Raw genomic sequence first — 21,735 nt, 5'->3', positions numbered from 1 at the left:
CGCTGGTGGCCGTGGGCTTCGGGTGGGGGCCCGGCCCGTCCCGCGCGGGGCAGACGGCCAGGCTATGGGTGGTGCGGGGGAAGTTCCTGTTGCGGCGGTGGCGGTCAGGGCGCGGCTGATCTCACGGGCGACGCAGCGCGTCGGGCAGCACCCGTGTGGTGTCCGGCGCCGGACACTTCGCCCGTCAGACCGTCGGCTCTCCGGCGTCCACAGGCAGCTCGGCCAGGCGCCATTCGAGCATGCCGTCGTCGAGACGGATCGCGCGCCGACCGCGGTCGGTCAGCAGACGCACCGCGTCGTAGGCGAGGACGCAGTACTCGCCGCGGCAGTACACGACGATCTCGGTGTCCTCGGGCAGCTCGTTGATCCGCTCGGCCAGCTCCTCCACCGGAATGGAGAGCGAGCCGGGGATGTGGCCGGCCCGGTACTCCTCCGTCGGGCGCACATCCAGCACCACCGCGTCCCCGGCCTGCACGCGGGCGTGCAGCTCCTCCCGGGTGACCTCCGGTCCACCGTCCTCACCGAGGTAGGCGTCCCGGGCCGCAGGCACGGCGGCCTGGTGGGTGTCGGCGACCTTGCGCAGAAGCGCGAACAGCTGGGCGACGTCTTCCCCGGCGAGCCGGTAGTGGATGCGCGTGCCCTCACGGCGGGTGGCGACGAACCCGGCCTGCTTGAGCGTCTGCAGGTGCGCGGAGGCGGTCGTCAGATTCAGTCCGGCCGCCTTGGCCAGGGCGTCGACGGTGCGCTCGCCCTGGGCGAGCAGGTCGAGTAGTTCCAGGCGCTTTCCGCTGGCCAGCGCCTTGCCGCTGGCCGCGAACGCGTCGTACAGCTGCGCCTTCGAGCGCGGGCCGGTGTTCTCCGTCATGACATCCTCCACACATCCATGGAATATTGTAGAGCAAGGGTGGTGGCCACCCGCACCCCCTCTTCACCGTCCCTGCCGCATTCTGGAGGACTGCCGTGGGCTTCGCCGACGACCACCTGATACCACTGCTCGACCACGGCGGCGGCCCCGCCGAGTACACCGCAGCCCACGCCCGGTGTCTCGTCGAAGGCGGCAGCCGGTGAGCACGACGACAAGCCCCGTCGCCGCCAGGCCCGTACAGCTCGGACTGCGCGAGAACTGGCTGCAGTTCACCCTGCTCGTCATCGTCAACGTCTGTGTGGGCGGTCTGGTCGGTCTGGAACGCACCACCGTCCCGCTGATCGGCGCCGAGATCTTCGGACTGACCAGCGGCCTGGCCGTCTTCTCCTTCATCATCGCCTTCGGCGTCACCAAGGCCCTGACGAACCTGGCCGCCGGGGCGCTGACGGCCCGCTTCCGCCGCAAGCAGCTCCTGGTGGCGGGCTGGCTCATCGGCATCCCCGTGCCCTTCGCACTCGCGTGGGCGCCGTCGTGGGGGTGGATCGTCGTGGCCAACGTGCTGCTCGGCATCAACCAGGGCCTCACCTGGTCGATGACCGTCAACATGAAGATCGACCTGGTCGGCCCCGCCCGCCGCGGGCTCGCCACGGGTCTGAACGAGGCCGCCGGATACGTCGCCGTCGGCGCCACCGCCCTGTTCACGGGCTACCTCGCCACCACGTACGGCCTGCGCCCCGCACCCGAACTCATCGGCGTCGCCTTCCTGGTCGCAGGCCTCGGCCTGGCGCTGGTAGTCCGCGACACCGCCGCCCACGTCGCACTGGAGCTGACCCAGCACCCCAAGCCGGCCGCCGCCGAGGAGTCCCCCGGCCTGGCGCAGACGTTCGCCCGTACCTCGTGGCACAACCGCTCTCTGCGCGGTGCCAGCCAGGCCGGCCTGATCAACAACCTCAACGACGGCCTGACCTGGGGTGTCTTCCCGCTGCTGTTCACCGACCACGGCCTCGGCCTGGCCGCCGTCGGCCTGATCAAGGGCCTGTACCCGCTGCTGTGGGGCATCGGGCAGATCCCCACCGGTCACCTCGCCGACCGGATCGGCCGCAAACCCCTCATCGTCACCGGCATGTTCGTCCAGGCCGGCGGCTTCGTCCTCGCCCTGGCCCTGCTGGACAACCCGCTGCTCGCGGGCATCCTGTCCGCGGTGGCGCTCGGCATCGGCACCGCCATGGTGTACCCGGCGCTGATCGCCGCGATCTCCGACCACGCCCACCCCACCTGGCGGGCCAACGCGCTGGGCACCTACCGCTTCTGGCGCGACATCGGATACGCCGCGGGAGCCCTGGTGGCCGGCGTCCTCGCGGACACGTTGGGGCTGAACGCCACCGTCATCGCCGCCGCCGTCCTCACCGCAGGTTCCGGCCTCCTGGCCGCTCGCTGGATCACCGAACACCAGGCCACCCGCTGATCACGCCCGGCGTGTCACTGCGCCCCGTTGAACGCGTTCCGCCATCGACAGGGCGCTGCACGGCCATGCCTGTGCCTGCCCCTCAACTGCAGCTGGACGAGTCGCTGGAGGGCCTGAAGGAGCAGACGGCGCAGGTGCGTGCGGCCCGGGTCCGACCGGACGGCCCCCTTCCGTGCCGGATGGCCCGCGTGCCCGGGTCCGACCGGACGGCCCCCTTCCGTGCCAGATGGCCCGCGTGCCTGGCTTCGACAGCCGGGCACGTGCCCGAGGGCCGTCCGGCCCTAACACTCCCCCGGTCGTGGGAGGGAGCATGGACCGATGTTCCACAGCGACGGCTTTCGCGCACTTGATCGGCAGGAGTGTCTGCGCCTGTTGGGCAGGGTGCCGGTCGGTCGTGTCGTGTACACCCGGCAGGCGCTTCCCGCGGTGCTCCCGGTCAACTTCTCCCTGGACACGGACTCCTCCCTGCTGCTGCGCACCTCGGCGAGTTCGGGCCTGGCCCGCGCGATCGACGGAGTCGTGGTCGCCTTCGAGGCCGACGACTTCCCTGCGGCGGAGCAGGGTTGGAGTGTGGTCGTCACCGGCAAGGCCACCGTGGTGACCGACCCCGCCGAACACGAACGGCTGTCGCGGACCGGACCGCACTCATGGCTGGTCGCGCACGACGGCGTCTTCGTACGCATCGGATCCGAGATGGTGACCGGCCGGGAACTCACCGGCCCGCCCTGCGTGGCCTGAGCCACGTCGCCGAGTCCACAAAGGCGCGGATCCGCTTGACCTCAGACCATCAACGCGCCGGGCCGCGGCGGGAAAACGGGGCGTCGCCGGTCATGTCACGGGCAGGGCCGCGGCGCGGCAGTGCAGGCAGGCCGGCGGGCAGGCGCGGGTGGACTCCCAGATGACGATGAGCGGCTTGTCCGCGACGTTCTGGTGCTGTCGGCGGATCGCTCGAGCGCCTCTCACCTGGTCCTCCGTGCCGGATTCGTGCGCACTGTGCGTCCGGCCGCCCGGGAGTCAGGGCAGACGTGGTGGGCGGCCGGACGATGACTGATCCGGACCGTGCGCGGCGCCCGCCGCGGGGGACGACGAGGAAGACAGCCGCGCGGGCGCTCGGAGCGGTCGTACACGAGTCACCTCCGGATCAGTCGTCAGTCAGCTTCCGGCATCGGGGAAGTCCGGCGCAGCGGCCGATGTTCCCTACGCCGGTGGGCCGAAGGTCCCTCGTACGGACCGGAGGCCAGGGCCGATCGGGCGGCGGACGCAGCTCGGCCGGCCCAGGTGAGACACGCGGAGGGCCTCGGTGGCACGGCGCATGCCGAGCGGGCCGGGACGAGGTGAGCCTGTAGCCCGAGGCGATCAGCGGCGCCCCCCGCTGTTCCAGCTCCACGCGCTGACCGCCTGCCTGCTCTTCGCGGCTTGGCCGTTCACCCGCCTCGTCCACGTCTGGAGCGTCCCGATCGGCTACCCCGCCCGCCCGTACCTGGTCTACCGGAGGCGCGCCACGACCCCGGTACCGCGGGGCATGTCGACGCGTGAGCCGCACTCCCGACGCTCCGTATGAGACCTCCGCAGCAGGTGCGAGAACTCCCCGCATGGGGATGTCCCCGGATGACGAGTCAGGTCAGATCGCTTGTAGCCGAACCGTTGCCGTTCCGTCGGTCGTCCCCCACAGCGACCGCATAGTGTGTGGTGCCGTTCAGTAGAAGTGGTGATCACCTGCGGCGTGCCGCGCTCCAGGGCGGTACACCACCGCCTTCACACAGGCTCATCCCAGGGGGAGTTCAGACCATGCGACTCATACGCCCGCCTTTCGCCGCCCGTGCAGAAGGGAGCGTGCGCCGCAGGACCTCCCCCGTGCTGGCGGCCGTCGGCCTCGCCACGGCGCTGGCGCTCACCGCGACCGCGTGCGACTCGGGGGGCGACACCACGGCGAAGGGCGGGGCGAGCGCGTCGGCGTCCTCCGCGGGCGACGGCAAGATCAAGATCCCGGACGACCTCAAGCGGAAGCTCCAGGAGCACGGGATCGACCTCGACAAGTGGAAGAACGGCGCCTGGAAGAACTGGAAAAAGGACGACTGGCTGCGCGAGGCCGACGAGTTCGTCAACCCGATCATCAAGGGCCTGTGGGACCCGGACCGGATGCGCAGGGCCAATGACCCGGACAAGGGCGTCAACGACAACGACCTCGCGGGCGACCAGGGTGTGACGGACCCGACCCCGACGCCCGTGCGGGCGCGGGCCGTTCCGGCCGCGTACCACGACAACGCGCCGACGGCGGGCAAGGTGTTCTTCGACGCCCCCGAGGGCACGATGGTCTGCTCGGCGACCGTCGTCCAGGACCCGGCGCACCCGGGCAAGTCCAACCTCGTGTGGACCGCCGGGCATTGCGTGCACGCCGGCAAGAAGGGCGGCTGGTACCGCAACATCGCGTTCGTGCCGTCGTACAACAACTCCGGGAAGACGACGGCCGAGTTGCAGAAAGCGACGAGGCAGGAGGTCGCCCCCTACGGTGTCTGGTGGGGTGACTGGGCGCAGACCTCGGACCAGTGGATCGAGCAGGGCGGCGCGACCGGCGGCCAGGGCGCGGCGTACGACTTCTCCGTCATCCATGTGACCCCGGAGAAGGGAAGCAACGGCAAGTCCCTTGAGGAGACGGTTGGTTCGGCCCTTCCCGTGAACTTCAACGCACCGGCCGTACCGAAGGTCGCCAGTATCACGGCGACCGGTTACCCGGCCGCGGCGCCGTTCGACGGTCAGACGCTCTACCAGTGCCAGGACAAGCCGGGCCGGCTCTCCATCGTGCGGGCGGACCCGACGATGTACCGCGTCGGCTGCACCATGACGGGCGGTTCGTCCGGCGGCGGCTGGGTGGAGACGGGCTCGGACGGCAAGCCCGCGCTGGTCTCCAACACCTCGATCGGCCCAGTGAGTGCGGGCTGGCTGGCCGGTCCGCGGCTGGGCCCGGTGGCCAAGGGCGTCTACGACTCGGTCAGCAAGAAGTTCGCCGGCCGGTGACACGGCTGGTGAACGCGTGAGGGCCCGCCCCCTGTGGGGGCGGGCCCTTTTCACACCATGGGTCAGAGTGCCGGTGTGGGCAGGTACGGAGCCAGTTCCGCGGCCAGTTCCTCGTGCACCCGCGCCTTGAGCAGCGTGCCCTCCGGGGTGTGTTCCTCGGAGATCACCTCGCCCTCGGAGTGGGCGCGCGCGACCAGCCGGCCCTGCGTGTACGGCACGACGGCCTCGATCTCGACCGAGGGCCGCGGCAGCTCGACGTCGATGAGCGCGAGCAGCTCGGCGATGCCCTTGCCGGTGCGGGCCGAGACCACGAGGGAGCGCTTCTCGTTCCGCTGCAGCCGCTGGAGCACCAGCGGGTCGGCCGCATCCGCCTTGTTGATCACGACGATCTCGGGGACGTGGGTGGCGCCGACGTCCCTGATCACCTCGCGCACGGCGGCCAGCTGCTCCTCCGGCACCGGGTGCGAGCCGTCCACCACGTGCAGGATCAGGTCGGAGTCACCGACCTCCTCCATCGTGGAGCGGAACGCCTCGACCAGGTGGTGCGGCAGGTGCCGTACGAAACCGACGGTGTCGGCCAGCGTGTACAGCCGCCCGCTCGGGGTCTCGGCCCGGCGCACGGTGGGGTCCAGGGTCGCGAACAGCGCGTTCTCGACCAGGACGCCCGCGCCGGTGAGGCGGTTGAGCAGGGAGGACTTGCCGGCGTTGGTGTAGCCCGCGATGGCGACCGAGGGCACCTTGTGGCGCCGGCGCTCCTGGCGCTTGATCTCGCGGCCGGTCTTCATGTCCGCGATCTCCCGGCGCATCTTCGCCATCTTCTCGCGGATCCGCCGCCGGTCCGTCTCGATCTTGGTCTCACCGGGACCACGGGTCGCCAGGCCGCCGCTGCCGCCGCCCATCTGCCGGGACAGCGACTGGCCCCAGCCGCGCAGCCTCGGCAGCATGTACTGCATCTGCGCGAGCGCGACCTGGGCCTTGCCCTCGCGTGACTTGGCGTGCTGGGCGAAGATGTCCAGGATCAGGGCCGTACGGTCGATGACCTTGACCTTGACGACGTCCTCGAGGTGGATCAGCTGGCCGGGGCTCAGCTCACCGTCGCAGATGACCGTGTCGGCGCCGGTCTCGAGGACGATGTCCCGCAGCTCTCCGGCCTTGCCGGAACCGATGTAGGTCGCCGCGTCCGGCTTGTCACGACGCTGGATCACGCCGTCGAGCACGACCGCACCCGCGGTCTCCGCGAGGGCTGCCAGCTCGGCGAGGGAGTTGTCCGCGTCCTGAACGGTCCCCGAGGTCCACACCCCGACGAGCACCACGCGCTCCAGGCGCAGCTGCCGGTACTCGACCTCGGTGACGTCCTCGAGTTCGGTGGAGAGGCCCGCGACACGGCGCAGGGCCGCGCGCTCGGAGCGGTCGAACTGGTCGCCGTCCCGCTCTCCGTCGATCTCGTGGCTCCAGGCGACGTCCTCTTCCATCAGGGCATCGGCCCGAAGACCCTCGGGGTAGGTGTGCGCGAAGCGCTTGGTGTCCTGGGAAGGGGAAGAAGAGGAGGTCATTGGGTCCTTACGTCGATGGGGATTCCGTTTGCGGCGACGGGACGCGGGCCGTTCACGACCGCAGGACTCGTCGCCTGTGACAACGCTCGGGTACCCCGGGAGATTCCCGGCCACCCGCCCCTGGGGGGGGTGCGTCGCCGACCTGATGATGGTCGCACGGCACGGCCCGTCTCGTCACCCGGGTTATCGGGGCGCCTTGGGGCCCTGGACGGCCTTGATCTTCCAGTCCGGGTGCCCCGGCATCGGCGGCGTCTTCTCACTGTGGAGCCACCCTCGGAAGAACACGGTCAGATCGCGCCCCGCCGTCCGGGACGCCAGGCGCTCGAAGTCGGCGGTGGTCGCCGTGCCGTCGCGGTACAGGCCCACCCAGAGCCGCTCCAGGCGCTCGAAGGCAGAGCGCCCGATCTCCTGGCGCAGCGCGTACAGGACGAGCGCGCCGCCGTCGTAGACATTCGGGCGGAAGAGACTGATCTTCTGGCCGGGTTCCGGGCCCTTCGGCGCCGCGGGAGGGCCGCCCGCGGCGCGCATGGCGTCGGAGACGGCGTACGCCGCCTTGATCCGCGCCTCCATCGGCCGGTGCGCGGTCTCCTCCGCGTACAGGGTCTCGTACCAGGTGGCGTGTCCCTCGTTGAGCCACACGTCGGACCAGGTGCGGGGGGAGACGCTGTCGCCGAACCACTGGTGGGACAGTTCGTGCACCATGACCGACTCGACGTACCACTTGGGGAACGCGGGCTCGGTGAACAGGCGTCTCTCGAAGAGGGAGAGCGTCTGTGTCTCGAGTTCGTACCCGGTCCGTGCCTGGGCGACCAGCACCCCGTACCTCTCGAAGGGGAACGGGCCGACCTTGCCCTCCATCCAGGCGATCTGGCCGGGGGTCTTCTTCAGCCACGGTTCGAGGATCTGGCGATCCTTGGCGGGGATGACGTCGCGGACGGGCAGGCCGTGCGGTCCCCGGCGCCTCGGGACGGCGCTGCGGCCGATGGAGACCTGGGCGAGTTCGGTGGCCATGGGGTGCATGGTGCGGTAGGTCCAGGTGGTGGACCCACGGGCTCGGAGGGTGCCGGCCGGCACACCGTTCGCCACAGCCGTGTAGCCGTTCGGCGCGGTGACGTGGATCGTGAACATCGCCTTGTCGGAAGGGTGGTCGTTGCACGGGAAGACCAGGTGGGCGGCGTCGGCCTGGTTGGCCATCACGAGTCCGTCGTCGGTCCGTACCCAGCCGCCGTCCTTGCCCTTCGCGGGTAGGGGGTCGCTGGTGTGCCGCACGGTGATCCGCAGTGCGCTGCCCCGGGGAAGCGGGGCGTTCGGCGTGATCACCAGGTCCTCCCCGGCCCCGGTGAAGGCCGCGGGCGCCCCGTTGACGTCCACGGACTGCACCGTGCCGCGGGCGAAGTCGAGGTTGACGCTCTTCAGGGGCTCGGTGACGCGGGCGCTGATGGTGGTGACGGCGGTGAGCGGCTTGTCGTTGCGGCCGGGATAGGTGAAGGACAGGTCGTACGACCCGACGTCGTACCCGGGGTTGCCGAGCGTCGGGAAGAGCCGGTCGCCGATGCCCAGGGGCACCGCGGGTGAGGGGGTGCTCGCGGCGATCAGGCAGACGGAGACGGCGGAGGTGAGCAGGGCCGCCCTGGCGCGCCGGGCGCGGGGGATCACGGAACGGAGGGTCTGCGGCATGGACCACGGCTACCAGCGCGCACCGGCCGCGCGGTGACGACGCGCACCGGCCCCACCCGAACGGATTCAGCCCTGGCCACGGCCCGTGCGGCCGTTGTACGGCAGAGTGCCGAACTGCGGTATGACAGTAGGGATATACGGCGCCGATTCTGCTAGTAGGCGGCTGACGCGGGGTGTTGGGCCCTGCTCACGTCGTACACGCCGGGCACGTTCCGCATCGCCCGCATCAGGGCCGGCAGGTGGGCCGCGTCGGGAAGTTGGAGCGTGTACGTGTGACGCACCCGTTGCTGGCTGGGCGGCTCGACGGTGGCGGAGACGATCGCGACGCCCTCCACGGCGATGGCCTCGGTGAGGTCCGCGAGGAGGTGCTGGCGGCCGAAGGACTCGGCGACGAGCGTCACCCGGCACTCGGTGGTGTCGCCCCAGCGCACGCCGACCTCCGCGCGTCCGGTGCTCTTCATGCGCGTCGCTCCGGCGCATTCGACGCGGTGGACGGTCACCACGCCCCCGCGCACGGCGAAGCCGGTGACCTCGTCGGGCGGCACGGGCGTACAGCAGCCCGCGAGGCGCACAGAGGCGCCGGGCAGATCGACGACGGCGTTGGCGGCGCGCGGGCCGGGCGCGTCCGTGGTGGGGCGTGCGGGAAGCGCGGGCGGGCGGGCGACGGAACCTGGCGCGGTCGCACGCGCGGCGGCGCCGTCCACCGGGGCCCCGGCGCGGGGTCGCGCGGCACCCGGCTCCAGCGCGTCGTCGAACGGGTCTCCCGGCGTCGGATGCGTCGCCAGCCAGCGCTGGATGGCGATGCGTGCGGCGGGTGTGTGCGCGTGCTCCAGCCACTCCCTGGAGGGCTCGGAGGCCGGGTCCTGGCCCATGAGGAGCTGTACGGTGTCGCCGTCCTTCAGGACCGTGCTCAGCGTCGCGAGCCGACCGTCGACGCGGGCGCCGATGCACGCGTGCGCATCCTCGCCGTACTGCGCGTACGCGGCGTCCACACAGCTCGCGCCCTCCGGTAGCCCCAGCGTTCCCCCGTCGGGGCGGAACACGGTGATCTCCCGGTCCTGGGCCAGGTCCTGGCGCAGCGTCGACCAGAACGTGTCCGTGTCGGGGGCCGCCTCCTGCCACTCCAGAAGCCGGGAGAGCCAGCCGGGACGCGTGGGGTCGGCGCGCTCGCCGTCGGCCGGGTCCTCGGACCCGGGAGCGTAGGGACTGCCGAGCGCGATCACGCCGGCCTCGGCGACCTCGTGCATCTGGTGTGTGCGGATGAGGACTTCGGCGACCTCGCCGTTCTCGCGCGCGACCGCCGTGTGCAGGGACTGGTAGAGGTTGAACTTGGGGACGGCGATGAAGTCCTTGAACTCCGAGACCACCGGGGTCATGCAGGTGTGCAGTTCGCCGAGGACCCCGTAGCAGTCGGCGTCCTCGTTGACGAGCACCAGGAGGCGTCCGAAGTCGGCACCGCGCAGTCGGCCCCGCTTGCGGGAGATGCGATGGACGGAGACGAGGTGCCGTGGCCGGATGAGGACTTCGGACGGGATCCCGGCCTCGCGCAGGACCGCGCGCACCTGGTCGGCCGTCTCGGCGAGTGGATCGTCGCCGTGCGCCGCGTTCTCGATGATCAGCTCTCTGGTGTGCTCGCACTCCTCGGGGTGCAGGATCTCGAAGACGAGGTCCTCTAGCTCGGTCTTGAGCGCCTGGACGCCGAGGCGTTCGGCGAGCGGGATGAGCACGTCCCGGGTGACCTTGGCGATGCGCTGCTGCTTCTCGGGGCGCATCACGCCCAGGGTGCGCATGTTGTGCAGCCGGTCGGCGAGTTTGATCGACATCACGCGGACGTCGTTGCCGGTGGCGACCAGCATCTTGCGGAAGGTCTCCGGCTCGGCCGCCGCGCCGTAGTCGACCTTCTCCAGCTTGGTGACTCCGTCGACGAGATAGCGCACCTCCTCACCGAACTCCTTACGCACCTGATCGAGCGTCACATCCGTGTCCTCGACGGTGTCGTGCAGCAGGGACGCCGTCAACGTCGTCGTCTCGGCGCCGAGTTCGGCGAGGATCAGGGTCACGGCGAGGGGATGCGTGATGTATGGCTCGCCGCTCTTGCGCATCTGCCCGCGATGCGAGGACTCGGCCAACAGATAGGCGCGTCGCAGGGGTTCCAGGTCGGAGTCGGGGTGGTGGGCGCGGTGCGCCTCGGCGACGTGGCCGATGGCGTCGGGCAGCCGGTCGCGGGTGGCGGAGCCGAGCAGTGCGGCCCGGCCGAGGCGGCGCAGGTCGATCCGGGGGCGGCTCTTCCTGCGGTACACCCCGGGCGTCGCGGGGACGGGGGTGGCAGGGTTCGTGGCCTCCGCACTCATTGGGCACCTCCGGCTGCGTGGACCGGCGGACGGAGTGCCCCATGGCAGACACGGCGCGGGGATGGCGACGGTCCCCCGTCCGGGCCGGTGCTTGATGCTACCGAGCCCATCACGCCCGCCTGACCTGCTCTCGCCGAGCGTGAAACGGATCACCCATTCGAGCGAACGTCCAGATGTTTACGGTTTTGAGCCACGGGCAGAGACGCCCGGCCATCGATTCGCGCATTCCCTTGCGCCCCCGGCTGCGGATCGGAGCGTGCGGGGTGGCCCGAGCCGCGATACGCGAAGCGGTGCGGCGCCGCGGCCGACCGCGGTTTCCGGCCACGTCGCCCTGTGGAGCGTCACCGCCCGTGTGCCACGCCATGCATCGACGCGCCGCCCGTTCGCCCCCCCAAGGAACCGTTCCGCAGCGCGAGTTCGCGAACGGTCACCGCCGGCGCGCGGCGGACTCCAGCCAGCCGGCGTCGATCTCGCCCTCGGCGACGATCACCGCCGGGCCGGCCATCTCGATCTCGCCGTCCGGGTGCTCGGTGATCACCAGGGTGCCGCCGGGGACGTCCACGGTGTACGTCACCGGGGTGCCCGTCACGGCCGGGTCGGCGCCGTCGCGGCGGGCCGTGGCGACGGCCACCGCGCACGCTCCCGTGCCGCACGAGCGGGTCTCGCCGGAGCCGCGCTCGTGGACACGCATCGCCACATGCCGGGGGGCGCGGTCGACCACGAACTCGACGTTCACCCCGTCCGGGTAGGCCGAGGCCGGGCTGAAGGACGGCGGGGTGTACAGATTGCCCGCGTGCGCGAGGTCGTCGACGAAGGCGACCGCGTGCGGGTTGCCCATGTTCACGTTGCGCGCGGGCCAACTGCGCTCGCCGACGCTCACCGTGACGTGCCCGGCGGGCAGGAGCGCCCTGCCCATGCCGACGGTGATGTCTCCCTCGGCGGAGTCTCCGTGGGACACGGCCTTCGCGATGTGCACGCTCTTCACGCCCCCGCGGGTGGCGATCGCGACGTCGCCCTCGGCCACGTGCCCGGCGTGCTGGAGGTAGCGCGCGAACACGCGTGAGCCGTTGCCGCACATCTCCGCGATCGAGCCGTCCGCGTTGCGGTAGTCCATGAACCACTCCGCCTCGGCGGCCATCTCCCGGGCCTCGGGGTGCGCGGCGGAGCGCACGACGTGCAGCACACCATCGCCGCCGATACCCGCGCGGCGGTCGCACAGGGCGGCGACGGCGGCCGGGGACAGGTCGACGGCGTTCTCGGGGTCCGGAATGATCACGAAGTCGTTCTCGGTTCCGTGACCCTTGAGGAAGGCGATCCGCGTGCTCATTCCTCGATCGTACGGGGTCGGTACGAGGCTCCGGACGATCGGTCCGATGGGGGCCCCGGCGCCCGGGAGACGCCCGGTCGGGCCCGCCGGCCCGGGTCTCAGCGCAGCCGGGCCACGCGCCACACGGCCAGTGCGACGACCGCGGCGACCACCACGGCGTACGCGAGGACGACACGCCAGTCCGCTCGCCGTCCGGAGCCGCGCTGCGGCAGGCCCGGCCAGGTGTAACCGACGCGACGCGCGGCCATCATGCCCCAGCCGGCCGCGCAGGAGCAGATCAGCAGGCCGAGCATGGCGACCACGGCGCCGCTGTCGCCGAACTCGAAGGCCAGCGGGAAGGCGAACATCAGGGAGCCGACCGCCGCCAGCCCCACGATGGGGGCGAGCTGCCAGATCCGCAGCCGACGCTGCGGGCGCAACTCGACCTCGACCTCGGGCCCGGACGGCAGCGCATCCGCGTCGGGGCCGTCGGCGCTCACCGCGCCCGGAGGCTGCTCATCGGGACCGTCGGGGCTCAGTCGGTCCCCCTCGGGGTTCAGTCCGTACTCTTCGGGACCCCGCTGCTCCTCGTCCTCCGCGATGCCGTGCTCCGTGCCTTGTGCGGTGTCGCGAGGGCCGGCCTCCATCGCCACGCGCCCTCCCAACTCGGACTCCACTCGGTCGATCGACGCTCGATGATGGCATGCCGCCACAGGCCCGCATGACGGCCGGAGCGTCCCGATGCCATCACGTGATCAGGCTGTAACCGCTCGTTCGACCAACGTCAGTGCGAGGTGCGGGAGTTCCCCGAGGTCCGCCGCGGCGCCGCTGAGCCAGTGCACGCGCGGGTCACGGCGGAACCAGGAATCCTGACGGCGCGCGAAGCGCTTGGTGGCGCGGATGGTCTCGGCGCGCGCCTCCTCGAGCGTGCACTCCCCCGCGAGCGCCGCGAGCACCTGCTGGTACCCGAGCGCGCGCGACGCCGTACGCCCCTCGCGCAGTCCGTGCGCCTCCAGCGCGCGCACCTCGTCCACGAGCCCCGCCTCCCACATCCGGTCGACCCGGCGGGCGATGCGCTCGTCGAGTTCGGGACGGGCCACGTCGACGCCGATCTGAATCGTGTCGTAGACGGAGTCGTGCCCGGGGAGGTTGGCCGTGAAGGGCCGGCCGGTGATCTCGATGACCTCCAGCGCCCGCACGATACGGCGGCCGTTGCTGGGCAGGATCGCCTGCGCGGCCTGAGGGTCGGCGGCGGCCAGGCGCGCGTGCAGCGCCCCCGGGCCGCGCAGCGCGAGCTCCTCCTCCAGCCGGGCGCGCACATCGGGGTCGGTTCCGGGGAACTCCAGGTTGTCGACCGCGCCGCGGACGTAGAGCCCTGAGCCGCCGACCAGGACGGGCCAGCGGCCCTCGGCGAGCAGCGCGTCGATACGGGCGCGGGCGAGGCGCTGGTATTCGGCGACGGACGCCGCGACCGTGACGTCCCAGATGTCCAGCAGGTGGTGCGGCACACCACCGCGTTCCTCGGGCGTCAGTTTGGCGGTGCCGATGTCCATCCCCTGGTAGAGCTGCATGGAATCGGCGTTGACGACCTCGCCGCCGAGGCGCTGGGCAAGGAATACACCCAGATCGGACTTTCCGGCCGCGGTCGGTCCGACGACGGCGATGACCCGGGGCACGGGGGCTGCACTACTCACCGCAACAGTCTCCCAAACCTGAGGACCGCATCTCGAACGCGTTCTGCCACACCCTTGCTGCGGGGGCGGCATTACCTGACGCAGAGTTCCGATCACATGTTCGAGATCGGGCGCCCCGGGCAACGCAAGCGGACACACCGAGCCACGCGAGATTTCACCCGGACGGGTAACGTATGGAGTTGATATGGGCGTTTTCGATCGATTTCTCCGGAAATCGAAGACGGTGGAGGTGACGCGGTCGGCGGGGGCGGAGGCCACGAAGCCGACGACCGCTGCCGCGGCGAGAACGGCGGACGAAGCGGAGGGCGCGGCCACGGCCGGGACTGTGGCGGTCAGGCCCGCGCAGGTCGCCGCACTCCCCGGGCGGCGGTCCGCCGAGGAGGCCGCCGACAGCGAGGCCGACGAGGGCGCCCGCACGTAACTCGCCTGCCAGGGAAGGTAAATCATGGGTCTCCTGGACAATCTGAAAGCCAAGCTCGGCCCCGCCAGGGACAAGGTCACGGACTTCGCGCAACATCACGAGGAGAAGGTCGGGCACGGCATCGACAAGGCCGCGAAGATGGTCGACGAGAAGACCAAGGGCAAGTACAGCGACAGGATCCACACGGGTACGGGCAAGGCGAAGCACGCGATAGAACGCATCGCGCACCCGGACACCGGCACGACGACGCCATCGGACACGTCGCAGTCGCCCCCGCCCTCCTGACCGTGCCCGCGACAACGGAAGACATCGGCGGACGACCGCGGGGCAGGCAGCCTCCCGGTCGTCCGCCGTGTCCGGGACCAGGGCGGGGCAAACGGTGCCTGTCGGGACGCTAGGTGCTGTGACCGGAAAGGTTCACCGGCTCGCGACGCCCGGCACGGCTCCCCCACGCTCGGCTTCTCCCCCACTCTCGGCTCCGCTCGAGCGGGGGGACCCCCAGCGCGGGAGGGGCCCCCACCGCCGCGTTGTCGCATCACCCGAGTACATCCAGTACGCGGGTGATACTCCGCCTTGCGATGCCCCCCACTGCCTGGGGGCGTGGGAGGTGCCCCCAGCACCGGACGCCGCGAGCATTCCGGCAAACCTTGCCGGCCAGAGCACTAGGACCAGGCCGCCACCAGGTAGCCCACCCCGTAGGGCGCGTCGTCGTACAGCAGGGCGCCGGTCAGGTGCGCGTTCTCGGCCGCGCCCGCGAGGATCTGCCAGGGGGCCCGGCCGGCGGCCTTCAGTTCCCGCGCCAGGCCCGCGTCCAGCGCTTTCAGGGCCGCCACGTCCGCGGCCCCCAGCGCACGCGCGACCTCCGCGTCGAACCCGGCCGCGCGCTCGTCCAGATAGCCCGGTGCCTTGAGCGACCGGCAGGCGCTGGCGTCGCCCATGACCAGCAGGGCCACCCGCTCGTCCCGCCAGGCGAGGCCCGCACCGGTCCGGACGCATTGCCCGGGGTCCAGGGACTCCGCCACACCGAGCCCCTCGACGGGGGCGTCGGACCACCCCGCCCGCTGCAGCAGCCACGAGGCGACGGCAAGCGAGGGCGGAAGCTCGCGCTCCGACACCACCGGGCCCGTCCCGTCCGCGCCCAGCCGTACGTCGGCATCGACACCGAAGCCGCGGAACGACCCCCGCGTGCCCTCCGGGTGCGGGCCCTGCCCGCTCTCCTCGGCGGCGCCCACGACCACCAGCAGGCCGGGACGCGCGGCGGCAAGGACCCCCAGCGCGTCCGCGCACGCTGCACGGGCACCGTCCAGTTCGGGTGCGGCGCCCGCGGCGACCTCGGGCACGAGCAGCGGGGGGCAGGGACAGACGGCTGCGGCGACAAGCATGATCCGCAGCGTAACGCCGCCGGGGGTGGTGGCGTGTCACTCCTCGATCAGCACGTCCGTGAGGTCGATGACCGTGACCACGAGCACGACGACCTTGCCGTCGCTGATCACGTACTCGACGAACAGATTCCGCGAGAGCGCGATCTCGCGGGTCGACTCGTCGGCACTCACGGAGTGCGACAGCTTGTGGCGCGGGTCGGCGACGAGGATCGCGAGGCCACGCTCCAGCATCTCGCGGCGTTCGGCGGGAAGGCTGTCCCTCACGCGCGCGGCGCGTTCGGTGAACTCCACGCTGCACGGCACGAGGCACTCCTTCCCGCCCCGCGTCGAAGTCAGACGCGGCGCACGCCGGTACGGGTGGCGTCAGTCACAGCCGCATGCGCCGGCGGTGGGCGCCGGCAGGGGCTCGGGCACGCCGATCTTCGGCAGACCGAGCATCACGCCGGCCGGCTTCGCGGCCTCGGCCTCGTTGCGCTTCTCCCAGGCGTCACCCGCGCGCGTGCGGCGCACGCCCAGGACGGGGCCCTCGGCGAGGAGATGGTGCGGGGCGGCGTACGTGACCTCGACCGTCACCACATCACCGGGGCGGACCTCCTCGTCCGGCTTGGTGAAGTGGACCAGCCGGTTGTCGGAGGCGCGTCCGGACAGGCGGTGGGTGGCGCCGTCCTTGCGGCCCTCGCCCTCGGCGACCATCAGCTCCAGGGTGCGGCCGACCTGCTTCTTGTTCTCCTCCCAGGAGATCTCCTCCTGGAGGGCGACGAGACGCTCGTAGCGCGCCTGGACGACATCCTTGGGGATCTGGTTCTCCATGGTGGCGGCCGGCGTGCCGGGCCGCTTGGAGTACTGGAAGGTGAAGGCCTGGGCGAAGCGCGCCTCGCGGACGACGTGCAGCGTCTGCTCGAAGTCCTCCTCGGTCTCGCCCGGGAAGCCCACGATGATGTCGGTGGTGATCGCGGCGTGCGGGATGGCGGCCCGCACCTTCTCGAGGATCCCCAGGTAGCGCTCCTGGCGGTACGAGCGGCGCATCGCCTTCAGGACCACGTCGGAACCGGACTGCAGCGGCATGTGCAGCTGCGGCATCACGTTCGGCGTCTCGGCCATGGCGGCGATGACGTCGTCGGTGAAGTCGCGCGGGTGCGGCGAGGTGAACCGCACGCGCTCCAGACCCTCGATCGCACCGCAGGCGCGCAGCAGCTTGCTGAAGGCCTCGCGGTCGCCGATGTCGGAGCCGTACGCGTTGACGTTCTGACCGAGCAGCGTGATCTCCGAGACGCCCTCGGCGACCAGCGCCTCGACCTCGGCCAGGATGTCGCCGGGGCGGCGGTCCTTCTCCTTGCCGCGCAGGGCCGGAACGATGCAGAAGGTGCAGGTGTTGTTGCAGCCGACGGAGATCGACACCCAGGCCGCGTAGGCGCTTTCGCGGCGCGTCGGCAGCGTGGACGGGAACGCCTCCAGCGACTCGGCGATCTCGACCTGCGCCTCTTCCTGGACGCGGGCGCGTTCGAGGAGGACGGGCAGCTTGCCGATGTTGTGCGTACCGAAGACGACGTCCACCCAGGGCGCCTTCTTCACGATGGTGTCGCGGTCCTTCTGGGCCAGGCAGCCGCCGACGGCGATCTGCATGCCGGGCCGCTCGGCCTTCTTCGGCGCGAGGCGGCCGAGGTTGCCGTAGAGCCGGTTGTCGGCGTTCTCACGGACGGCGCAGGTGTTGAAGACGACGACGTCGGCGTCGCCGTCGGAGCCCTCGGGCGCGCGTACGTACCCCGCCTCTTCGAGCAGTCCGGACAATCGCTCGGAGTCGTGGACGTTCATCTGGCACCCGTAGGTGCGAACTTCGTATGTCTTGGCGCCCACTGCCTGGCTCCGGTCGCTGCTGGTCATGCCTCAAGGGTAGGCGGTGTCCGAAGGACCTCTCCCCCGTGGCCGCCGGGGGGCGACGGACCGCGGCACCGGGTCGCACGCCACCCGCCGCGGGCGTGCGGACCGGGGCACGGTCAGGGCTCGATCAGGCCGGCCCGGATCGCATAGCGCGTGAGGTCCAGGCGGTCGCGCATGCCCAGCTTCTGCAGCAGGTTCGCGCGGTGCCGCTCGACCGTCTTCGCGCTGATGAAGAGGAGTTCACCGATCTCCTTGGAGGTGTGGCCCTCGGCGACGAGCTTGAGGATCTCCTCCTCGCGGTCGGTGATGGTCCGCTCGGGCAGGCCGTCGCCTCGGTGGAGGCGATCGAGGTACGTCCGCACGAGGGCCCGCTCGACGCCGGGGTAGATGAACGGCTCGTCGCGCACCGCCGCCCGGCACGCCTCGACCAGGTCGCGGTCGGCGACGGACTTGAGGACATAGCCGCAGGCGCCCGCCTTGAGCGCCTCGAAGAAGTACTGCTCGTTGTCGTACATGGTCAGGATGAGGATGCGCAGGCCGGGCCGCCTGCGGGAGAGTTCGCGGGCCGCCTGCAGTCCGGTCATCCTCGGCATGGCAATGTCCAGTACCGCCAGATCGACATCCGTGGTGCGGCTCAGCGCCACGGCCTCGGCGCCGTCACCGGCCTCGGCGACGACCGCGAGATCCGGTTCGGCGTCAAGAATGAGACGTACGCCACGGCGTACGAGCGCGTGGTCGTCGGCGAGGAGGACCCGGGTCGGCACCGGCATCAGCGACCGCCTCCGGTCGTCGTGCCCGTACCCGGCCTGCCAAGCGACACGCTCCCGTCTCCTCTTCCGGCTCGCTCCGCCCGCGGCCACGCCACCGCCCCAACCAGCTTCCCCGCCGTCCGCCCTCCATGTCCATCCGTCATGACACCCATGTGGACACCGTACGAGGAATGGCAGCATGGCAGCCTTGTACGTGCACCCGTACAACCATCAACAAGGGAAGAAACGTGTCTGCACCACGCCTCCGGACGACGCCGCTGCCTGGCATCGGGGTCCAGTACGACCTCGTGACGCGAGAACACCGCCATCTGTCGGTGGTGGCTCATCGCGACGGCGCCCGCACCGTGAGCGTATACCGTGCCGACGACCCCGACTCCTGCGCCCAGTCGATGCGACTGTCCGCCTCCGAGGCGGGCGCGCTGATCGACGCGCTCAAGCCGTCCCACAACAGCGCCAGCCTGCTGTACACCACCGATCTGGGACTGGTCGCCGAACGCATCGAGGTGGCGGCGACCTCGCGCTGGAACGGGCGGTTGCTGGGTGACACGCGGATGCGGACCGAGACCGGGACGTCGATCGTGGCGGTGCTGCGCCGCGCCGAGGCGATTCCCTCGCCCGCGCCGGACTTCCGGCTCGCGGGCGGCGACCGGCTCATCGTGATCGGCACCCGCGAGGGCGTGGACGCCGCCGTGGCGATCCTCGGGCAGGAGTGAGCGGGTGCACTCTGCCGTCCTGCTGATCGAGTTCGGTTCCATCATCCTCGGCCTCGGCCTGCTCGGCCGGTTCGCCGCCCGGCTGCGGTTCTCCCCGATCCCGCTGTACCTGCTCGCGGGTCTGGCGTTCGGCGAGGGCGGCCTGCTGCCGCTGGGCGCGAGCGAGGAGTTCGTCGCCACGGGCGCCGAAATCGGCGTCATCCTGCTGCTGTTGATGCTCGGCCTGGAGTACACGGCCAGCGATCTCGTCTCCAACCTCAAGACGCACTACCCGTCGGGCCTGGTCGACTGCGCGCTCAACGCCCTGCCGGGCGCGATCGCCGCGCTGCTGCTCGGCTGGGGCCCGGTGGCCGCCGTGGTCCTCGCGGGCGTCACCTGGATCTCGTCGTCGGGTGTCATCGCCAAGGTACTCAACGACCTGGGCCGGGTCGGCAACCGGGAGACACCGGTGATCCTCAGCGTCCTCGTCCTGGAGGACCTGGCGATGGCGGTGTACCTGCCGATCATCACCGCGCTGGTGGCCGGGGCGGGCCTGGCGGCCGGCAGCTTGACGCTGGCGGTCGCGCTGGGAGTGGCCGGGCTCGTGCTGTTCGTGGCCGTCCGGTACGGCCGGGTCATCTCGCGTTTCGTCTCCAGCGACGACCCGGAGAAGCTACTGCTGGTCGTGCTGGGGCTGACGATCCTGGTCGCGGGCATCGCCCAGCAGCTCCAAGTGTCCGCCGCGGTCGGGGCGTTCCTGGTCGGCATCGCGCTGTCGGGGGAGGTCGCGGAGGGCGCACACACGCTGCTCAGCCCGCTGCGGGACCTGTTCGCGGCGATGTTCTTCGTCTTCTTCGGGCTGCACACCGACCCGAACAGCATCCCGCCGGTGCTGCTGCCCGCGCTCGCGCTGGCCGTGGTCACCACGCTGACGAAGATCGCGACGGGGTACTGGGCGGCACGCCGGGCCGGGATCTCCGTCAAGGGCCGCTGGCGGGCGGGCGGCGCGCTCGTGGCGCGCGGTGAGTTCTCGATCGTCATCGCGGGGCTCGCGGTGACGGCGGGCATCGAGCCCTCGCTCGGACCGCTGGCGACGGCGTACGTCCTGATCCTGGTCATCCTCGGCCCGCTGACGGCCCGATACACCGAGCCCCTGGCAGTGCGGCTCGGCGGCATCATCGGCCGCGGCTCCGCGCCCCGGCCGGCGCCGGTGGAGGGCGAGCCCGGGCTTCATCTGCCGACCGACGGCGAACCGAGTGGCGCAGCTCACAGCAACTCGGAGGCCGCGCACAACAATTAACATATTGCGCAACCTTTAAAGTGCAGACATGGGCCTTCATGTCTCGACGCCGTGGGAAGCGGCGGTACTCACGGGAGGGCCGGCCGACGGCCTGCGGATGCAGGTCGTGGGCCGACCCTCGGTGGTGCAAGTGACCTATCCCTGCCGGGTCGAGGCCCCGGCGGACGGCGCACAGGTGACGGCGCTGTACGTCTACCGGCGCCGACTCGGCGCGCACAGCGAATCGTTGACCTACGGATTCGACGGCGCCAGCCCCTGACACGGGCGACTCAGCGGGCGGCGCCCGGCGGCCGGGCCGCGTCGGCCTCCGCGGAGGCCTGAACGGCCGAGGGGGTGGCCCCGGCGGGCGGGGGCACCCCCTCGTCCCCCATCGCCTTCACCTCGCTCCTGAGGATGCGCATCGACTTGCCCAGGGCACGGGCGGCGTCCGGAAGCTTCTTCGAGCCGAACACCACGACGATGACGATCGCCACGATCAGCAGGTGCCAGGGCTCCAGTCCGTTGCGGAGCATGACCGCTTCCCCCCTTCCTCACCTTGGCCGAGGGCGCCTCCCGGCCACCCACACCGGCAATGGTTGCTACATTGCGCAACTGTACAACCAAGGAGCTGGACCTGACCGGATGAGGGCGCCGATGAGCATGACCAGCAGCCGACGCACGGCACCGTCGCGTCGCCGTGGCGGCGAGGACGGCGGGAGCGATGTCTCCCGGCGGCGCCGCGGCGGCCAAGGAGCCGGGGGCGGCGGCTCCCGGCGTCGTCGCAGCAGCGGAGGGCCGGGGGAGAACGGGTCCCGTACGAGAGCCCGCGACCGCAGGCGAAAGCGGGGGCGCACGACGCGGATCGTGCTCGCCGCCTGTGTGTCCCTGCTGGTGCTCGTGGCGGCCGGGGCCGGCTGGGTCTACCTCAGACTGAACGGCAACATCAACACCTTCGACGCCGGCGGCCTGTCCGACAACCGGCCCCCCGCGGACGCGTCCAAGGGCGAGAACGTCCTCGTCATCGGCTCGGACGCGCGCACCGGCGGCAACACCGCGCTCGGCGGCGGCGACGCGAACGACATCGGCCGCTCCGACACCACGTTCCTGCTGCACGTCTACGCCGACCACAAGCACGCGGTCGCGGTCTCCATTCCCCGCGACACCCTGGTGACCATACCGCCGTGCAGACTTCCCGACGGCTCGTGGACGCAGACGCGGACCAACACCATGATCAACGAGGCCTACTCGGTCGGGCTGACCGCCAAGGGCAACCCGGCCTGCACCCAGAACACCGTCGAGAACCTCACCGGGCTGCGTGTCGACCACACCGTCGTCGTCGACTTCAAAGGCTTCGCCGCGCTGACCGACGTGGTCGGCGGAGTGAAGG

At 71.3% G+C, this 21,735-nt stretch carries 22 protein-coding genes and 1 pseudogene; 10 read left to right on the top strand and 13 right to left on the bottom strand.

The window, feature by feature from the left end; translation table 11 throughout:
• Nucleotides 1–184: 184 nt before the first annotated feature.
• Nucleotides 185–865, bottom strand: coding sequence for an ArsR/SmtB family transcription factor (locus BIV24_RS23615; protein WP_071368431.1), 681 nt, complete (start codon nucleotides 863–865; stop codon nucleotides 185–187).
• A gap of 199 nt (nucleotides 866–1,064) precedes the next feature.
• On the opposite strand from BIV24_RS23615, the gene BIV24_RS23610 reads away from it, so the two are divergent.
• Together BIV24_RS23610 and BIV24_RS23605 are read left to right on the top strand one after the other, a co-directional pair.
• A complete protein-coding gene (locus tag BIV24_RS23610) occupies nucleotides 1,065–2,330 on the top strand; it encodes an MFS transporter (RefSeq protein WP_071368430.1) in 1,266 nt (421 codons plus the stop codon).
• A gap of 318 nt (nucleotides 2,331–2,648) precedes the next feature.
• Nucleotides 2,649–3,068: a pyridoxamine 5'-phosphate oxidase family protein gene (locus BIV24_RS23605; protein ID WP_071368429.1), complete on the top strand. Its 420-nt coding sequence runs from the start codon at nucleotides 2,649–2,651 to the stop codon at nucleotides 3,066–3,068.
• Nucleotides 3,069–3,158: 90 nt separating this feature from the next.
• Here BIV24_RS23605 and BIV24_RS36130 read toward each other — a convergent pair whose 3' ends face one another.
• Nucleotides 3,159–3,293 carry a hypothetical protein gene (locus tag BIV24_RS36130; RefSeq protein ID WP_281247767.1) on the bottom strand — a complete coding sequence of 45 codons (135 nt, stop codon included), beginning with the start codon at nucleotides 3,291–3,293 and terminating at the stop codon, nucleotides 3,159–3,161.
• Between the two features lie 383 nt (nucleotides 3,294–3,676).
• On the opposite strand from BIV24_RS36130, the pseudogene BIV24_RS32380 reads away from it, so the two are divergent.
• Nucleotides 3,677–3,891: pseudogene (locus tag BIV24_RS32380) on the top strand (respiratory nitrate reductase subunit gamma); the annotation flags it as partial.
• Between the two features lie 227 nt (nucleotides 3,892–4,118).
• Nucleotides 4,119–5,345: a trypsin-like serine peptidase gene (locus BIV24_RS23600; protein ID WP_071368428.1), complete on the top strand. Its 1,227-nt coding sequence runs from the start codon at nucleotides 4,119–4,121 to the stop codon at nucleotides 5,343–5,345.
• A 62-nt stretch (nucleotides 5,346–5,407) separates the two neighbouring features.
• Here the strand turns inward: BIV24_RS23600 and hflX are convergent, their stop codons facing one another.
• From hflX to miaA, 6 genes are all read right to left on the bottom strand, one after another.
• Complete coding sequence (gene hflX, locus BIV24_RS23595; protein WP_071368427.1) at nucleotides 5,408–6,898, bottom strand: GTPase HflX; 1,491 nt, start codon at nucleotides 6,896–6,898, stop codon at nucleotides 5,408–5,410.
• Between the two features lie 183 nt (nucleotides 6,899–7,081).
• Nucleotides 7,082–8,575 (bottom strand): M1 family metallopeptidase, encoded by a 1,494-nt coding sequence (locus tag BIV24_RS23590; RefSeq protein WP_071368426.1) that lies wholly within the window; start codon nucleotides 8,573–8,575, stop codon nucleotides 7,082–7,084.
• Between the two features lie 152 nt (nucleotides 8,576–8,727).
• A complete protein-coding gene (locus tag BIV24_RS23585; RefSeq protein ID WP_071368425.1) occupies nucleotides 8,728–10,926 on the bottom strand; it encodes a RelA/SpoT family protein in 2,199 nt (732 codons plus the stop codon).
• 427 nt (nucleotides 10,927–11,353) lie between these two features.
• On the bottom strand, nucleotides 11,354–12,253 hold the full coding sequence (gene dapF / locus BIV24_RS23580) for a diaminopimelate epimerase (protein ID WP_071368424.1): 900 nt from the start codon (nucleotides 12,251–12,253) through the stop codon (nucleotides 11,354–11,356).
• 98 nt (nucleotides 12,254–12,351) lie between these two features.
• The gene (locus BIV24_RS23575; RefSeq protein ID WP_071368423.1) at nucleotides 12,352–12,879 is read right to left on the bottom strand and encodes a hypothetical protein; all 528 of its coding nucleotides are present in this window, start codon (nucleotides 12,877–12,879) and stop codon (nucleotides 12,352–12,354) included.
• A 108-nt stretch (nucleotides 12,880–12,987) separates the two neighbouring features.
• A complete protein-coding gene (miaA, locus tag BIV24_RS23570) occupies nucleotides 12,988–13,926 on the bottom strand; it encodes a tRNA (adenosine(37)-N6)-dimethylallyltransferase MiaA (protein WP_071368422.1) in 939 nt (312 codons plus the stop codon).
• A 184-nt stretch (nucleotides 13,927–14,110) separates the two neighbouring features.
• Between miaA and BIV24_RS23565 the strand changes: the two genes are divergently transcribed.
• Together BIV24_RS23565 and BIV24_RS23560 are read left to right on the top strand one after the other, a co-directional pair.
• Nucleotides 14,111–14,347 (top strand): hypothetical protein, encoded by a 237-nt coding sequence (locus BIV24_RS23565; protein WP_071368421.1) that lies wholly within the window; start codon nucleotides 14,111–14,113, stop codon nucleotides 14,345–14,347.
• Nucleotides 14,348–14,371: 24 nt separating this feature from the next.
• Nucleotides 14,372–14,632 (top strand): antitoxin, encoded by a 261-nt coding sequence (locus tag BIV24_RS23560; protein ID WP_071368420.1) that lies wholly within the window; start codon nucleotides 14,372–14,374, stop codon nucleotides 14,630–14,632.
• A gap of 377 nt (nucleotides 14,633–15,009) precedes the next feature.
• Here the strand turns inward: BIV24_RS23560 and BIV24_RS23555 are convergent, their stop codons facing one another.
• The 4 genes from BIV24_RS23555 to BIV24_RS23540 all read right to left on the bottom strand — a co-directional run bounded on the left by BIV24_RS23555 (nucleotide 15,010) and on the right by BIV24_RS23540 (nucleotide 18,377).
• On the bottom strand, nucleotides 15,010–15,729 hold the full coding sequence (locus BIV24_RS23555; protein ID WP_071368419.1) for a class III extradiol dioxygenase subunit B-like domain-containing protein: 720 nt from the start codon (nucleotides 15,727–15,729) through the stop codon (nucleotides 15,010–15,012).
• A gap of 36 nt (nucleotides 15,730–15,765) precedes the next feature.
• On the bottom strand, nucleotides 15,766–16,032 hold the full coding sequence (locus tag BIV24_RS23550) for a hypothetical protein (protein WP_071368418.1): 267 nt from the start codon (nucleotides 16,030–16,032) through the stop codon (nucleotides 15,766–15,768).
• Between the two features lie 60 nt (nucleotides 16,033–16,092).
• Nucleotides 16,093–17,610: a tRNA (N6-isopentenyl adenosine(37)-C2)-methylthiotransferase MiaB gene (gene miaB / locus BIV24_RS23545; protein ID WP_071368417.1), complete on the bottom strand. Its 1,518-nt coding sequence runs from the start codon at nucleotides 17,608–17,610 to the stop codon at nucleotides 16,093–16,095.
• 113 nt (nucleotides 17,611–17,723) lie between these two features.
• A complete protein-coding gene (locus BIV24_RS23540) occupies nucleotides 17,724–18,377 on the bottom strand; it encodes a response regulator (protein ID WP_071368416.1) in 654 nt (217 codons plus the stop codon).
• 227 nt (nucleotides 18,378–18,604) lie between these two features.
• Here BIV24_RS23540 and BIV24_RS23535 point away from each other — a divergent pair, with 227 nt between their 5' ends.
• The 3 genes from BIV24_RS23535 to BIV24_RS23525 are packed head-to-tail and all read left to right on the top strand — an operon-like array spanning nucleotide 18,605 to nucleotide 20,628.
• Nucleotides 18,605–19,090 carry a cation:proton antiporter regulatory subunit gene (locus tag BIV24_RS23535; RefSeq protein WP_071368415.1) on the top strand — a complete coding sequence of 162 codons (486 nt, stop codon included), beginning with the start codon at nucleotides 18,605–18,607 and terminating at the stop codon, nucleotides 19,088–19,090.
• A gap of 4 nt (nucleotides 19,091–19,094) precedes the next feature.
• Nucleotides 19,095–20,369, top strand: a complete 1,275-nt coding sequence (locus BIV24_RS23530) for a cation:proton antiporter (protein WP_071368414.1) — start codon at nucleotides 19,095–19,097, stop codon at nucleotides 20,367–20,369.
• 28 nt (nucleotides 20,370–20,397) lie between these two features.
• On the top strand, nucleotides 20,398–20,628 hold the full coding sequence (locus tag BIV24_RS23525; protein WP_071368413.1) for a hypothetical protein: 231 nt from the start codon (nucleotides 20,398–20,400) through the stop codon (nucleotides 20,626–20,628).
• A 10-nt stretch (nucleotides 20,629–20,638) separates the two neighbouring features.
• Here BIV24_RS23525 and tatA read toward each other — a convergent pair whose 3' ends face one another.
• The gene (tatA, locus tag BIV24_RS23520) at nucleotides 20,639–20,881 is read right to left on the bottom strand and encodes a Sec-independent protein translocase subunit TatA (protein ID WP_071368412.1); all 243 of its coding nucleotides are present in this window, start codon (nucleotides 20,879–20,881) and stop codon (nucleotides 20,639–20,641) included.
• A gap of 121 nt (nucleotides 20,882–21,002) precedes the next feature.
• Here tatA and BIV24_RS23515 point away from each other — a divergent pair.
• A partial coding sequence (locus tag BIV24_RS23515; RefSeq protein WP_177198802.1) for an LCP family protein occupies nucleotides 21,003–21,735 on the top strand: 733 nt, incomplete at its 3' end.

This window comes from Streptomyces colonosanans (assembly GCF_001866645.1).
GTDB lineage: Bacteria > Actinomycetota > Actinomycetes > Streptomycetales > Streptomycetaceae > Streptomyces > Streptomyces colonosanans.
Note: the sequence above shows the minus strand (reverse complement) of the source record. Positions and strands in the feature narration are given on the sequence as shown.